The organism is Acinetobacter sp. AOR41_HL, from assembly GCF_027854645.1.
Lineage (GTDB): Bacteria > Pseudomonadota > Gammaproteobacteria > Pseudomonadales > Moraxellaceae > Acinetobacter > Acinetobacter nosocomialis.
Map to the genome: position 1 here is coordinate 1 of NZ_JAKTHZ010000028.1, position 15,202 is coordinate 15,202.

Sequence of the window (15,202 nt, forward strand, 5' to 3'; positions counted from 1 at the left end):
TAGGGTGTGTTGACACTTTTAGCTTAAAAAAATAGCGAAGTAGTAAAATCAAATCGCCAAACCCAATTTTACTATTCGCTATGCCTCGTACCATGCTGACAGATCAACACTGGCAAAAGTTGAAAGTTATTCTGCGTAATTTATCCATTCACCACAACTCAAATTTACGCAATTTTATTGAAGCTATTCTCTATAGAATTAGAACAGGCTGTCCGTGGCGAGATATTCCTTGCTGTTTTGGTCATTCAAACTCTATTTTCAAACGTTTTAATCGTTGGTCAAGCAGCGGTAAGTTTCTTAGATTATTCAAATTACTAGCCTCATGCCCCGATATGGAGTGGATTTTTATTGATGGCTCTCATGTACGTGCTCATCAACATTCTGCCGGCATAGCGAATCAATCTATTTCTAAAAGTGTAGGAGGAAACTCCTCAAAAATACATTTGATTGTTGATGCACATGGCAATCCTATTGATTTCATGATTACCGATGGAACCACACATGATGTTAAAGTTGCACCTGATTTAATATCAACATTAGATTTAAAAGAGACAAAAGTGGTATGTGCAGATAAAGGCTATGATTCAGAACCACTGCGTGAACAGATCAGGAAAACAGGGACTAAAGCGAATATACCAAAGAAAACAAATAGCCAATCGAACAATGACCATATGGACTGGTATTTATATAAAATCAGGCATTTAGTTGAAAATATGTTTTGTAGATTAAAGCAATTTAGAGGAATAGCTACTCGATATGACAAGCTCAAAAGAAATTATCAAAGTTCTGTTGCTTTAGCCTGTATATTTTTATGGCTACCTTTATAGGGTTAATTATGAACAGTAAATGTCAACAAACCCTAATCAAATATAACTTTAGATCTGAAGCTGATGGGGCTGCATCGGTAAACTGGATTTGATAGTTCTGCCCTTGAGAGCTAACCCCTGAAAGCTTGGCCCAAGCATCGATATGTAACCCTTGAGCCTCACCAAACCAAGCCTGTTTAAGTTGAGGGTAAACTTCTTCTAAAGTATCCCCTACAGCCATAACGATGTCATGGACTTCTGTATTGGCACGCGCATGACGGCCACCCAACATTACCATAAACAAACTTGGCATTTTTTCCTCTTACATCTCAACCATTTCTACGCCATCAATGCGTGCAACTGTCATTAAATCTTTATCGCCACGGCCTGAAACAGTCGCAATAATAATCTGATCTTTAGACATGGTTGGTGCAAGCTTAGATACATATGCCATAGCATGTGAGCTTTCAAGCGCAGGAATAATCCCTTCGATTTTGGTTAAGTCACGGAAACCTTGCAGCGCCTCAGTATCATTAATTGGCACGTATTCTACGCGCTTCATATCTTTTAAGAAGCTATGTTCAGGCCCCACACCCGGATAGTCCAAACCTGCCGAGATACTATGTGTCTCGATAATTTGGCCTTGTGCATCACTCATGAGGTAAGTACGGTTACCATGCAATACGCCCACATGACCTGCATTTAAAGGCGCGGAGTGTTTACCAGTTTCAATACCGAAGCCAGCAGCCTCAACACCATACATTTTCACATTGGCATCGTTTAAGAACGGATAGAACAAGCCCATTGCATTTGAACCACCACCTACACATGCAACTAATGCATCTGGTAAGCGACCTGCTTGCTCCAAAATCTGTTTACGGGCTTCACGGCCAATAATCGACTGGAAATCACGAACGAGTTGAGGATAAGGATGCGGACCTGCAACTGTCCCAATGACATAGTAAGTCGTATCAACGTTAGTTACCCAGTCACGCATTGCTTCGTTCATGGCATCTTTCAGCGTTTTAGAACCGCTTTGCACAGGAACAACTGTTGCACCCAACAAACGCATACGATAAACGTTCATGGCTTGACGTTTAACGTCTTCAGCACCCATATATACAACACACTCAAGACCTAAACGTGCTGCAATTGTTGCTGTTGCCACGCCATGCTGGCCTGCACCTGTCTCGGCAATAATACGTTTTTTACCAGAAAGCTTTGCAAGTAGTGCTTGACCAATCGTGTTGTTTACCTTGTGTGAGCCTGTATGGTTCAAGTCTTCACGTTTAAGGTAAATTTGCGCACCACCTAACTCTTTTGACCATCGCTCAGCATAATAAAGTGGACTAGGACGGCCTACATAATAGGCGAGGTCACGGTCGAATTCTGCCAGAAACTGATCATCATTTTTCATGCGGGAATAGAGATTTTCCAAATCTTCTAATGCCGCCATTAAAGTTTCTGACACAAAACGTCCGCCATGGATACCGAAATGCCCATTTGCATCTGGGAATTGGGTATAGTCAATCACATTATTTTGCTGATCCACGTTGGACTCCTTGCATAAATCTTTCAATGAGTTGTTGGTCTTTTATACCTTTTGCGGACTCTACGCCTCCGCTCACATCTACTGCAAAAGCACCGGTAGTATGAATAGCGTCAATGACATTGTCAGGGGTTAAACCACCTGCCAAAATTAATGGAATATCAAGTTTTGGGAATTTAGACCAGTCAAACTGATGTCCTGTGCCCCCTTTAAGCTCAGGATGCCACGCATCAAGCAATACAGCACTAGCACCAGCTGCCTGATATTTTTGAATTTCAGCAACTACATCCAGATCAGGTTTAACCTGAATTGCTTTATACCAACGACGTTTACAATGGCGAGCAATATCTTGGCATTGTTCTGGAGTTTCATCGCCATGTAGTTGTAATACATCTAGGGGAACACAATCAAGTACATCCTGAATTTCAGTGGCACTTGCATTAACAAACAAACCAACCATTTGTACATAAGGTGGAATAAGTTTTGCCAATTCTTCTGCCTGTTCAACTGTTACGTTTCTTGGACTTGGCGGAAAAAAAACAAAACCTATCGCATCTGCTCCAGCTGTGACCACCGCTTGAACATCTTGCTTACGAGTAATTCCACAAATTTTTGCTCGAGTACGCTTTTGGTTTGATGGGCTCATGATCTGCCTAAACTACAACCATTTTTTAAAATAAGCGTCATTGTAATGCAATTTTAGTCCCTTGCGTAAAAGTTCTCCGGGAATTGCTCGAAATGACATTGTAGGAAGCAATTCAGCACTTTATACTGCGTTCAAATGGAAGCAAGTGTAAGCAATTGATGCTTTAGGGAAGCCGGTGAAAGTCCGGCACTGCCCCCGCAACGGTAACAATGTAAAGCATATTTTTTAAGTCGAGATCGACTTACACCACTGCAGTGATGTGGGAAGGTGAATATGTCCATAAATAAATTATGGCGCTGAAGTCCGGAGACCTGCTTGTTTCATCTATCTACCCGATCATTCACGTGGGGTGAATGTATGGAGCATGTTATGTCTAAGTCTTTTCAACCTACTCGTCTGGTAGGTGCTATCGCTATTGCGATGGGGTGTTCGCCTATTATTTTTGCTGAAGATACAACAAACGCAACTCAGCTTGATCCAATTGTGGTAACTGCTTCTAAAAGTGCTGAAAAAGCAAGTGAAGTTCCGGCTCGTATTTCCGTGATTGATGAAAAAACCATTGAGCAGAATCCATTATTAAACGTTTCAGATATTATTCAACGTGACCCATCCATCTATGTAAAACAAAGCGGTGGTCTAGGTCAGATTTCTGAAATTTCGCTTCGTGGTACTAAATCAGTTCATACATTGGTTCTTAAAGATGGCGCTCGTTTAAATAGTCAAAATGAACTTGGTCCACTATATCCCGCATTTTTAGATACAACAGATGTTCAACAAATTGAAATATTAAAAGGTCCAGCATCAGTTCAATATGGAAGCGATGCTATTGGCGGTGTAGTTCAGTTAATTTCTAAAAAACCTGAGAAAACAGGCGCTGAGCTAACGGGTATTTATGGTGAAAATAATACCTATAAGACTATTGTTAATGCCAATCTTGTAAGTGATCAAGGTTTCTATGCACAACTAGGTGGTCAGCGCTTAGAAAGTGATGGAACACGTATTTTTGAAAGCCAACCAGAAAATGAAAAGGCTGGATATGATCAAAAAGGTTATCACGCTAAAGTGGGCTTCTTTCAAGAAAACTTAATAGATGCTTCTGCTTCAATTAGTGAAAATAAAGGCACTAATATTTTCAGTAATGATTACATAACCAACACAGCACAGCGTCTATTCGAAAATCGAGTTATCAACACAAAAGTTGCTTATAATATTTTGCCTGATCTCATCATTAATGCACACTATGCAAATGTCCAAGATAAACAAAATGTTCCTGCTTACGACTCATATTACAATACTGAAAACAATGAAAGCGATCTAAACCTGAAATGGAAATTTACTCCAAATCAGAACATTTTGGTTGGTGCAACATATAACGATGCAAATTATAAAAGTAATACCATTCTTAACTCAGATAAGAGTGTAAATAGCACGGGATATTATTTACAGCATCAACTAAAGAATGATCTTTTTGACACCCAAGTTGGCGTTCGTTTAGAAGATAACCAGCGCTTTGGTACTCATACTGTTGGACAAGGTGCTATACGCTATCACTTCTTACCTAATGCTAGTGTATATGCAAATATCGGTAGTGCTTTCAGGGCTCCGACCTTGAATGAACTATATTCACAATGGGGGGGTAATGAAAACTTAGCGCCAGAAAAAAGTACTTCTTATGAAATGGGTGTGAACTATGATCTTACTTCCAATGTGAGTACTAATTTTTCTGTTTACCATACAAAAATTAAAGATCTTATTGCCTACAATGCAGGCACGAATACAAATATAGCTAAGGCGAACTTTACTGGTGGCGAAGCTGGAATAAAGTGGCATCAAGATGATCTGTTCTTATCTACTGAATATGCTTACGTAAAAACAGAAAATGAAAAAGACAATACAGAAATTGCTTATCGACCTCGCCAGACTCTCACTGTAAGCACTGGTCTAGAAAATGCAGTGTATGGAATTAGTGCTTCGTTAATCGCTAGAGCTAAATCTTATGCAGATTCTGCAAACTCTATGCGAGTACCAGGTTATGCAACAGTAGACTTAAATGCTTATTGGAATGTTATTCCTAACGTAAAATTATTTACCAATATTCAAAACGTAGGTGATGTTCAATATCGTGAAGTATTAAATACATATCCTTCAAATGACTGGTATGTTAATACAGGCCGCCAAGCTTCTGTTGGCGTAACTTTCCGCTATTAATTTTTCACCCTCATTATAAAAATATTTTCTTAACTCCAGTTTCGGGGTAATGTTCTGACCGACATTATCCCCTTTTTTATGTTCAGGATATCCATCATGGGACACCGTTTAAGCAAAATCTATACACGCACAGGCGATTCAGGTACCACAGGTTTAGGCGATGGCTCTCGTGTTGCCAAAGATGATTTACGAATTGCGGCACTTGGTGATGTCGATGAACTCAATGCCATTATTGGTGTACTGCGTGCACAAATCACAGCCAGCCAAGTGACTAATAAAGCAGATTGGGACAAAAGCCTGAGCTTGATCCAACATTGGCTTTTCGATTTAGGCGGCGAAGTTTGTATTCCCAATTACAATTTGCTTCAGCCCATTTGTATTGAATTTCTGGAAAAAGAAATTGATCGTATGAATGAAGATTTGCCTATGCTGAAAGAGTTTATTCTGCCATCTGGCTCTTTATCTTGCAGTTACGCTCATCAAGCGCGTGCTGTTTGCCGTCGTGCAGAACGATCACTTATGTCGGTACAGACTCGTGATCAAAATATTCAAGCCACAGCACTCCAACTTTTAAACCGCCTATCTGACTGGTTATTTGTCGCATCTCGTGCTTTACAACGTGCAGAAGGTGGACAAGAAGTCCTTTGGCAAAAAAATATTAATGAGATTATTTAAAAATAGACTAATTTAAGTATGGTCTCTGCTTTTGAAGAGACCATAACCAACAATAACTGAATAGAAGAAAATTATGCGCATTATTGGTCATCGTGGTGCACGCCGAGAAGCCCCTGAAAATACATTAGGCGGTTTTCAGCACATAAAAAATTTAGGTATTCGTAGTGTCGAATTTGATATTCGCCAGCTTCAGGACCAAGAACTGGTCGTTATTCATGATGATAATTTTTTACGTACAGCTGGAGTCGACCAAATTGTTGAGCAATCTACTTTGGCTCAAGCTTTATCATTTGATCATCGACAAAACTGGCCCAATTGGCCAAATTCAGAGCCAACCCCTACTCTTACAGGCGTTTTAAATTTACTTGATAACTTTGATCATATTGAAGTTGAGGTTAAAGCTGTCAGAGATATGGCATTTGCAGAAAAGTTAGTTCAAAAGCTTGAGTCTGAATTACAGGGGTATGAAAAAGTCGTGACTATTACAAGTTTCGATCTTCAAATTCTAACTGCCTTACGTGATATCAACTCTCAATTTAAACGCGGTTTGTTAGTTGAACTTCCGGTTGGAGCTACAGCGATTGAACTCGCTCATCAATTTGGTTGCTGTCATATTGGTTGGTATGACCAGCTTGCTACAGATGAAATGATTCAATTGTCTCACCAAGCAGGTTTAAACATTAGTGTCTGGACAGTAAATGATGTAGAAAGAGCGAAAAGGCTCCGCGATTTAGATATTCAGGGCTTAATTACAGATATTCCTACAACAATGCTCGAAACGCTTTAAATGAAAAAAGGTGGTATTAACCACCTTTTATTTTTTCTCGGCCTGAATCAGGCGTTGTCCATTCTGATCAAGTAAATATAGGGTATTACCTACCAACTGGAAGCGTTGAATACGTTGTAAGGAATCAACTAGTTCTGCTTCTTGAGCCAAAGCACCATCACAACTTGAATGTCCCGCATTAACTTCCATATCAAGTTTCTTTTGGTTGAAATCAAAAGTGTATCGTCCAAAAATACGGTTACATCCGGTATGACCGGTTACAGTTTTGACTGCTGAGTTCAGTGAAAGAGTCGGCCATTGGTTAAAGAATTTTGCCTTATGACCATTAATCTGAGTGATTTGCCAATCAATATCTTGAACACCTTCCGGGCTCACTTTCTTTTTAACTACCGGAGTTTGTGCATGGTGTATGGGTTTTACATGGCCTTTTTGAACATTTTGTTGCGGCGCGCTTTGACATGCTGCCAATACAAGGCTGATTGCGATGAAAAGACATTTCAATGGCAATTTTCCTGCAATATCAATGCTATTCTTTTTTCTCAATCGCTGTATTTTCATTACACAACTTCTCCTATCTGAAATGTTGCCAAGCATGGTTTAATTCTGTTACGGTTCTTTCGATACATCTGTACAATAATGTTAGTGATTCTCACTATGCACGTGCTAATATGATGTGCAAAATAGCAATAAATCTTGATGATTGGTTTTGCTATGTCGTTTTGTCTTTTTACCTTGTATGACAAGGTTTCTAGGAGCGCTGCCGGATATGACTTCCGCCCCACTCAAGGCCCCAATTAACTGGACCGCTAGCATTACCTTAATTGGTTTACCAATTCTTGCTGCAATCATAATCCCGATTTACGCGTATTATTATGATTTTAGTGTAAGCGCATGGGTAAGCTTATTTTTTCTTTTAGCTTTAAGTAGCATGGGGATTACTGCTGGTTATCACCGTCTTTGGGCACATCGTGCTTATGAAGCGTCGTTACCTCTTAAAATTCTTTTAATGATTGGCGGCACATTTGCTGTACAAAACAGTATTCTGTTTTGGGCATCTGGTCACCGTACCCACCATCGCCATGTTGACGATGTGGATGAAGATCCATATTCAATTGAACGTGGATTCTGGTATGCCCATATGGGTTGGATGATTCGCGATCATTCTCCATCTGAGCCAGACTTTAAAAATGCGCCTGATTTACTCAATGACAAACTGGTGATGTTCCAGCATAAATACTATGCTTTACTTGTCGTAGCAGTTCACGTTGGTATTTTAGGTTTAGTCGGCTGGGCAACTGGCGATTTATGGGGAGTTGTTCTTCTCGGTGGTTTAGTACGTTTAATCATTAGCCATCAAGTAACTTTCTTCATTAACTCTCTTTGCCATATGTTTGGTAAACGTCCTTATACCGATGAAAACTCAGCACGCGATAACTTCTGGTTAGCGATTGCAACATGGGGCGAGGGTTATCACAACTATCACCATATTTTCCAATACGATTATCGTAATGGTGTGAAATGGTGGCAATATGACCCAACTAAATGGTTAATCTGGACATGCTCTAAAGTTGGTTTAGCAAAGAACCTACGTCGTATTCCAAGCTTTAATATTAAAAAAGCAGAATTGGCAATGAAGTTTAAATATGCTGAACAAGATCTAGCTATTTATGGCCACGATGTAAATGCCGACATTAGTCAAATGAAGCAACGTATTGCTCAAGAATATGAAGCATTTACGCATACTTTAAATGACTGGGCGAAACTCAAAGAACAAGAGTTACAAGCAAAGAAAGCAGCAATGGCTGAAAAGATTCATAAAATGGATCATAAGTTAAAAGTTGATTTCCAATTGCTTGAACATCGTTTGAGTCATCATCGTGAGTGTCTAGAAACTTTAATGCGTAACATTAAAAAGAACACAAACGTCGTACCAGACTAATACGACTCTAGTTCGAAATAGCGCCTGTAAAGCCATGCTTTGCAGGCGCTATTTTTTGGCTCGTTTTTAACTATGGTATAGTGAAGTTCGCCTCAATTATTTAGTCCAGCCTATGCAATTTAATCCGCTTTATTCATCACTCAATTCTAAGCTTTTTCATATACAGCAACCTTCCCCTCTTCGCGGTGCAAAGGCTGGACACTTTAATTTAGCTTTAGCCGAAGAATTACAATGGACGGATGAAGAAAAAAAAGCATGGGTTGAGATCTGTAGTGGCCAGCGGACTTTCCCAGAGTTTCCATCTTTGGCAATGGTTTATGCAGGCCATCAATTTGGACAATGGGCAGGTCAGCTAGGCGACGGTCGCGGTTTACTCATTGGACAAATTCTGAATAAAAAAGGTCAAACCATCGATTTGCATTTGAAGGGTGCAGGCCCTACCCCTTATTCACGCATGGGAGATGGCCGAGCAGTTTTACGTTCAGTTATTCGCGAATATTTAGCAGGTCATGCCTTAAATGCTCTAGGAGTCGCCTCGAGTCATGCAGTAGGTTTTACAAGCTCTACCCAAGGTGTACAACGTGAAAAACTAGAACCGGGTGCAATGCTGCTCAGGACATCTGAATGTCATATTCGTTTAGGGCATTTTGAATGGATCAATCAATATGCGCCTGAGTTATTGGCTGAGTTCACTCAAAAATGCATTGAATGGCACTATCCAGAATGCCAACAAGAAGAACAGCCTATTTTAGCTTTTGCTAAAGCTGTGATTAGAAATACAGCCATTATGATTGCTAAATGGCAGCTGGTCGGTTTTGCTCACGGTGTGATGAATACCGATAACTTGAATATTACGGGCTCTACACTCGATTTTGGCCCATACGGTTTTATGGAACGTTTCCGTCCAAACTGGATTAACAACCATTCTGATTACCAAGGACGTTATACCTATCAAAACCAACCGAGTATTGCGCACTGGAATTTATGGACTTGGTTAAATAATCTCATTCCACTTGCTGAGCCTGAGCAAAAGGAGCAATTCAAAGAAGCGTTGGCCGCTTGTCTAGAAGAATTTGAACCCACTTTTATTGAGCATTACACCACTGGGTTATGCAAAAAAATGGGGCTTCCTCATTTTCATAAAGACAGTACTGAATGCGGCTTAAGCTTTTTACGTATTTTGCAAACAGAGCAGCTTGATTACACTCAAAGCTTTATTCGCCTTCAAAATAAAGAGTATAAGGTTTTACGTGATGATTGCCTTGATATTCGACAATTTGATGCTTTCCTTACGCAATATGAAAATATTCGTGAACATCAAGATACCGATGAACTTGATGCGAACATGCAAGGAGCAAATCCGATTTATATTTTACGTAATCATATGGCACAGCGAGCGATTGAAGCAGCGGAGCGAGATGATTTTAGTGAAGTAGACCGTTTGTTTAAGTTACTCAATCATCCTTATACAAGACAACCAGATTTGGAAAAACCTGAAGACTTAGGGCCATTGCCAAGCGATGTACCTGATGTAGCAGTGAGCTGTTCGTCTTAATTTTTTATCCACATTTTCTGTGGATAACATTGTGGTTATCCACAGAATAACTTTTCTAAGCAATTATTCTTCAGGATATTCGAAGCGATACCCTACACCGTAAACAGCTTGAATCCACTCATGACGGTTACCAGTTTCCGCCACTTCCGTGATTTTTCGACGCAAGTTTTTAATATGGCTATCAATAACTCGGTCAGCAACATCAAAGCTATCCGGATTAATATGGTCTAATAATTGTGCACGTGAATAAACTTGCCCCACATGTTCTAAAAATAGCTCAAGTAGGCGAAATTCTGTCGGCGTTAAACTTAAAGATTTTTGTTGATACCAAATTCTTTGTTGGGCTTTATCGATGCGGAACGAATCATTTTGTTCTGGCTCAGCCTTACGTTCCAAACGGCGTAAAACTGCTTGTACACGGGCAACTAACTCTTTTGGACTAAAAGGTTTGCACACATAATCATCTGCTCCCATATTTAGCCCTAAAACACGGTCAATTTCTTCAGTACGTGCAGTTACCATAATAATTGGTAAGTCTGACTGTTCACGTACCTTACGGCAAATCGTTAAACCATCCATTCTTGGAACCATTAAGTCCAGAATCATTAAATTAGGTTTACGTTGTTGAAAGCTCGTATAAGCATCTTGACCATCATGAAACATGCTTACTTCGAAACCAGCAGCCTCAAGATAATCACGCACCAGATGCGCTAACTCGACTTCATCTTCAACCAACATTACATGTTTCATGGGCCATTTTTCCTTTTATTTAACTCTGCTTTTTAAAGGTAAGTACACAACGTAAACCACCTAATGGTGAGTGTTCAAAACTTAGTGTACCACCAAGCGCTTGCGCAATTTTACAAGATAAAGCTAAGCCTAGTCCTGTTCCACCTGTACTACGCGTGCGCGAATCATCTACACGATAAAAACGTTCACCTAAACGTGATAATTGCTCATCACTTAAACCAAACGGACTGTCATCGACATATAAAGTCCACTCCTGAGACGTTTGACTTGTATGAATATGAATCTTTCCACCTGTTTCGGTATAACGAATACTATTACTAATTAAATTAATAATAATTTGTTTAAAGCGATCACGGTCTAATAATAATGGAACGCCCTCACCTTCCACCTCAATTTCCAGCCCTGCCTGTTCGAGTTTAGGTCTGAAATTTTCAACTACTTGCAGTACAACATCCCAAGGGTTGACCGAACTTAAATAGCATTTAAGTTGCTGGGCATCGGCCTGTGCCAAGTCTGCAAGATCTTGAGTGAGTTTCTTTAAGCTTGAAACTTGTCTCATCATGGCATCGAGATGTTCAGGAGTCGCCTTTCGAATACCATCTTGCATTGCCTCGATTTGCGCTTGCAATACAGCTAATGGTGTTTTTAACTCATGAGATGTATCTGCAACCCATTGACGTCGTGATTCTTCATGTTGATGTAAAATCTCGGCTAAATGATTTAGTTGAGTTGATAAGTCACCTAGTTCATCATTTCGTTTAATCACAACTTGATGCTGATAATTACCTTTAGTTAATTCATTTGTTGCATTTAATAAACGCTGAATTGGCTTTTTAAAATAAGTTGCCATTAAAAGTGCTGCAACTAAACTCGACAGCAATGTTAAGGCATAAATTAAAAGTAAATAACGCTTTTGATTACTAAAGAAATTAATACTTAAAGCATCTTCTTTATCTAGGACTGGTTTTAGTCCTAAATACCCTACCACCTCATTGTTGACGATGATAGGACGGTACGACATTTGATCTGAAGATGGCGGTTCACCCACTACAAACTGATGTTTGGCATCATATAAGGATAAACGAGAACTTAAGCCTAAACGGTCTGGTAAAGCAATAAAGCGCTTCTTACCATTTTGTGTCTCAATATCTTTGAGACTTCCTCTTTTTGACTTGTTTTTATTGTCATCACGTGGACGAAACTGGTTAGCACTTAACGGGAATTTTAAACCTTCAAATGGTTGATATTCAGAAGGTAAGTTTTTTTCTAGTGTGCGTAACTCTTCATCGCTAAAAATAGAATTTTTATTTGGAGATGCACCATCTGGAGAAACATTAATGAGAGTGTGTTCATCGAAAGAATGCTGCTGAATGGCAATGTCATATTGGCGTCTTAACCACCACTGTGAAAGACGATCGTAATCATCTGGAGCGGCTGTTCCTTCAATTTGTAAGATTTGGGCTTGAATCGCGTTTCCCCAATCATGATAAACGTTATAAACATTTCCAAGATTGGTCATGAGCCGATCTAGCTTTTGCATTTCAACATCAGCCACATATTTGGCAAAGTTCTTTTGCATGGTCCAGTGCAGAACACTCAAACTTGCGGTTGCAATTAACAGCGTGGTAAGCAAGACCGTTAAAAATAGCCGCAATGCAATGGGAACACGTAGAACGTTCAAAAGCATTCTCTCATTTTTATCCTATATTTTGCATTGTAACCAACAACGAAAAGAAAAACTCTCCATTGTTTCTTCATCTTTATTATCTAATCTTTAAGTCATCTTAAAACAAACATTAAAGGGCTTTAAACATGAAAATGACGGCTAAAATCGCATTATTCAGTGCAGCAATTGTAACTATGGGCAGTTTGGCAGCTTGTCAATCAAACCCTCAAACGCCTAATTCAGACCATCATATGATGAAAGATGGTCCACGTGATGGTCATCACCGCATGAAACATCGTGAATTTACACCTGAGCAAAAAGCAGCGTGGGAACAGCACCGCGCAGAACGTCAAGCTCGTTTTGAACAGATTCAAAAAGCATGTGAAGGCAAGGCAAATGGTCAAGCTGTAAATGTCCAAGTTGGAGATAGAACACTTGAAGGGACTTGTAATCTTCGTTTCGAACCAAAGCGTCCTCAACCACCAATGAATGCTCCAGCTCCAGTAGCACCACAAGCAAAATAATTTTAAAAATACTGCAATAAAAGGCGCCTATAGGCGCCTTTTTTATGTACATAACTACTTACGATTTTGACTATTTGTCTCATCTAAACTTCACCAAAAGTGTTTACACTCAAAGCACTTACATAGTTCAAGTATTTTTTTCTTGACTTTGCAGTCACAAAGTAAAGGCCCTGAGGTGCTTGTACAGTTATGCAAGTTGTTGCACGATGTAATGGTTCAAGGTGCCTCTTATGGCACATTATCGTAGATTAGGATTATAACTCTGGTTTCACCAGTATTGAGGAACCCGATATGCCACAATACAAAGCGCCCTTACGTGATATGCAATTTGTTTTGCATGAATTATTAAATGCTGAAGAACACTATGCAAAATTACCTGACTTTCAAGGTAACGTAAGCCGTGAATTGGTTGATCAATATTTAGAAGCTGCGGCAGACTTCTGTGAAAATGAACTTTCTCCTTTAAACCAAGTTGGCGACCGCGAAGGTTGTACTTGGAATGATGGTGTTGTTACTACACCAACAGGCTTTAAAGAAGCTTATCAAAAATACATCGAACTTGGCTTCCCGTCTTTATCAGCAGAAGAACAATACGGCGGTCAAGGTTTACCTAACTCTTTAGGTATCGCAATTTCAGAAATGGTAGGTAGCTCTAACTGGGCATGGGGTATGTACCCTGGCTTGTCTCACGGAGCAGTACGTACATTAGAACATCATGGTTCTGATGAACAAAAAAATACTTACTTACCAAACCTTGTTTCAGGTGTTTGGACAGGTACGATGTGTTTAACTGAATCTCATGCAGGTTCAGACTTAGGTATTATCCGTACTAAAGCAGAACCAAATGCAGATGGTAGCTATGCAATCTCTGGCGAGAAAATCTTTATCTCTGCTGGTGAACATGATATGGCTGAAAACATTATCCATATCGTTCTTGCTCGCCTTCCAGGTGCACCAAAAGGGACTAAAGGTATTTCGTTATTTATCGTTCCTAAGTTCAATGTCAATGCAGACGGAACGATTGGCGAGCGTAATGCAGTACGTTGTGGTTCTATTGAACACAAAATGGGTATCCATGGTAACGCAACTTGTGTCATTAACTTTGACCAAGCTAAAGGTTACTTGATCGGACCTGAAAACCGTGGTTTGAACTGTATGTTCACCTTCATGAACACAGCACGTATTGGTACTGCGGTTCAAGGTTTATCTGCATCTGAGTCATCTTTCCAAGGTGCTTTAGCTTACGCGAAAGAGCGTTTAGCAATGCGTTCACTTTCTGGTCCTAAAGCTCCAGAAAAAGAAGCAGATCCAATTATTGTTCACCCTGCTGTTCGCAACATGCTTTTAACTCAAAAAGCATTTGCTGAAGGCGGTCGTGCACTTGTTTACTTACTTGCTCAATATGCAGATATCGTTGAAAAAGGCGAAACTGAAGAAGAGCGTAAGTTTGCTGACAACATCTTGTCTTTATTGACTCCAATTGCAAAAGCATTCTTAACTGAAACAGGTTCTGAGTCTGCTAAGCACGGTGTTCAAGTCTTCGGTGGTCATGGCTTTATTTCTGAGCATGGCATGGAACAAATTGTACGTGATACACGTATTGCCTGCTTGTATGAAGGTACAACTGAAATTCAAGCACTAGACTTATTAGGCCGTAAAGTTTTACAAACTCAAGGTGCAATGCTTCGTGATTTTACTAAGATTGTTCACAAGTTTGTAGAAGCAAATAAAGACAATGCTGCCATGAAAGAATTTGTTGAGCCACTTGCTGCGCTTAACAAAGAATGGGGCGACCTCACTATGCAAATCGGTATGCGTGCAATGCAAAATCCGGATGAAGTGGGCGCTGCTGCTGTAGATTACCTCTACTTCGCTGGTTACGTTACTTTAGCTTATCTATGGGCTCGTATGGCGCTTGTAGCACAAGAGAAATTAGCAGAAGGTACAACTGACGTTGATTTCTATAACGCGAAAGTTACGACTGCTCGCTTCTACTTCAAGAAAATCTTGCCACGCGTACGTTCTCACGTAGACGTTATTGCTGGTGGTTTAGACCCATTGATGTCATTAGATGCTGAACATTTCGCTTTCTAACCA

At 39.9% G+C, this 15,202-nt stretch carries 12 protein-coding genes, 2 pseudogenes and 1 riboswitch; of the genes and pseudogenes, 8 read left to right on the forward strand and 6 right to left on the reverse strand.

Annotation, left to right across the window (positions count from 1 at the left end):
* The first annotated feature begins 80 nt into the window (after positions 1–80).
* Positions 81–846, forward strand: a pseudogene (locus MKL35_RS11775) (IS5-like element ISAba31 family transposase).
* Positions 847–855: 9 nt separating this feature from the next.
* Here MKL35_RS11775 and MKL35_RS11780 read toward each other — a convergent pair.
* From MKL35_RS11780 to MKL35_RS11790, 3 genes and pseudogenes are all read right to left on the reverse strand, one after another.
* Positions 856–1,119: pseudogene (locus MKL35_RS11780) on the reverse strand (DUF1543 domain-containing protein); the annotation flags it as partial.
* Positions 1,120–1,128: 9 nt separating this feature from the next.
* Positions 1,129–2,358, reverse strand: coding sequence for a tryptophan synthase subunit beta (trpB, locus tag MKL35_RS11785; RefSeq protein WP_032010028.1), 1,230 nt, complete (start codon positions 2,356–2,358; stop codon positions 1,129–1,131).
* The gene (locus MKL35_RS11790) at positions 2,342–3,001 is read right to left on the reverse strand and encodes a phosphoribosylanthranilate isomerase (protein ID WP_004711989.1); all 660 of its coding nucleotides are present in this window, start codon (positions 2,999–3,001) and stop codon (positions 2,342–2,344) included. Before MKL35_RS11790 ends, trpB begins: the two co-directional genes overlap by 17 nt.
* 126 nt (positions 3,002–3,127) lie before the next feature.
* A riboswitch (cobalamin riboswitch) is annotated at positions 3,128–3,334 on the forward strand.
* Positions 3,335–3,358: 24 nt separating this feature from the next.
* Between MKL35_RS11790 and MKL35_RS11795 the strand changes: the two genes are divergently transcribed.
* The 3 genes from MKL35_RS11795 to MKL35_RS11805 all read left to right on the forward strand — a co-directional run bounded on the left by MKL35_RS11795 (position 3,359) and on the right by MKL35_RS11805 (position 6,671).
* Positions 3,359–5,209, forward strand: coding sequence for a TonB-dependent receptor plug domain-containing protein (locus MKL35_RS11795; protein ID WP_081404377.1), 1,851 nt, complete (start codon positions 3,359–3,361; stop codon positions 5,207–5,209).
* Between the two features lie 96 nt (positions 5,210–5,305).
* Positions 5,306–5,884 carry a cob(I)yrinic acid a,c-diamide adenosyltransferase gene (locus MKL35_RS11800; protein WP_004885306.1) on the forward strand — a complete coding sequence of 193 codons (579 nt, stop codon included), beginning with the start codon at positions 5,306–5,308 and terminating at the stop codon, positions 5,882–5,884.
* Positions 5,885–5,957: 73 nt separating this feature from the next.
* A complete protein-coding gene (locus MKL35_RS11805; protein ID WP_032010024.1) occupies positions 5,958–6,671 on the forward strand; it encodes a glycerophosphodiester phosphodiesterase in 714 nt (237 codons plus the stop codon).
* A 27-nt stretch (positions 6,672–6,698) separates the two neighbouring features.
* Here the strand turns inward: MKL35_RS11805 and MKL35_RS11810 are convergent, their stop codons facing one another.
* Positions 6,699–7,229, reverse strand: coding sequence for an META domain-containing protein (locus MKL35_RS11810; RefSeq protein ID WP_002051369.1), 531 nt, complete (start codon positions 7,227–7,229; stop codon positions 6,699–6,701).
* A 208-nt stretch (positions 7,230–7,437) separates the two neighbouring features.
* Here MKL35_RS11810 and MKL35_RS11815 point away from each other — a divergent pair, with 208 nt between their 5' ends.
* Positions 7,438–8,610: an acyl-CoA desaturase gene (locus tag MKL35_RS11815; protein ID WP_020992283.1), complete on the forward strand. Its 1,173-nt coding sequence runs from the start codon at positions 7,438–7,440 to the stop codon at positions 8,608–8,610.
* Positions 8,611–8,722: 112 nt separating this feature from the next.
* Entirely contained in the window at positions 8,723–10,165 is a 1,443-nt protein-coding gene (locus MKL35_RS11820; RefSeq protein ID WP_032010021.1) for a protein adenylyltransferase SelO, read from the forward strand.
* A gap of 63 nt (positions 10,166–10,228) precedes the next feature.
* Here the strand turns inward: MKL35_RS11820 and MKL35_RS11825 are convergent, their stop codons facing one another.
* Together MKL35_RS11825 and baeS are read right to left on the reverse strand one after the other, a co-directional pair.
* Positions 10,229–10,915: a response regulator gene (locus MKL35_RS11825; protein WP_002051374.1), complete on the reverse strand. Its 687-nt coding sequence runs from the start codon at positions 10,913–10,915 to the stop codon at positions 10,229–10,231.
* A 19-nt stretch (positions 10,916–10,934) separates the two neighbouring features.
* Positions 10,935–12,596: a sensor histidine kinase efflux regulator BaeS gene (gene baeS / locus MKL35_RS11830; RefSeq protein WP_270913731.1), complete on the reverse strand. Its 1,662-nt coding sequence runs from the start codon at positions 12,594–12,596 to the stop codon at positions 10,935–10,937.
* A 131-nt stretch (positions 12,597–12,727) separates the two neighbouring features.
* Between baeS and MKL35_RS11835 the strand changes: the two genes are divergently transcribed.
* Together MKL35_RS11835 and MKL35_RS11840 are read left to right on the forward strand one after the other, a co-directional pair.
* Positions 12,728–13,105 carry a hypothetical protein gene (locus MKL35_RS11835; protein ID WP_004711976.1) on the forward strand — a complete coding sequence of 126 codons (378 nt, stop codon included), beginning with the start codon at positions 12,728–12,730 and terminating at the stop codon, positions 13,103–13,105.
* A gap of 291 nt (positions 13,106–13,396) precedes the next feature.
* Positions 13,397–15,199, forward strand: a complete 1,803-nt coding sequence (locus MKL35_RS11840) for an acyl-CoA dehydrogenase C-terminal domain-containing protein (protein WP_004711974.1) — start codon at positions 13,397–13,399, stop codon at positions 15,197–15,199.
* The last annotated feature ends 3 nt before the right edge of the window (positions 15,200–15,202 follow it).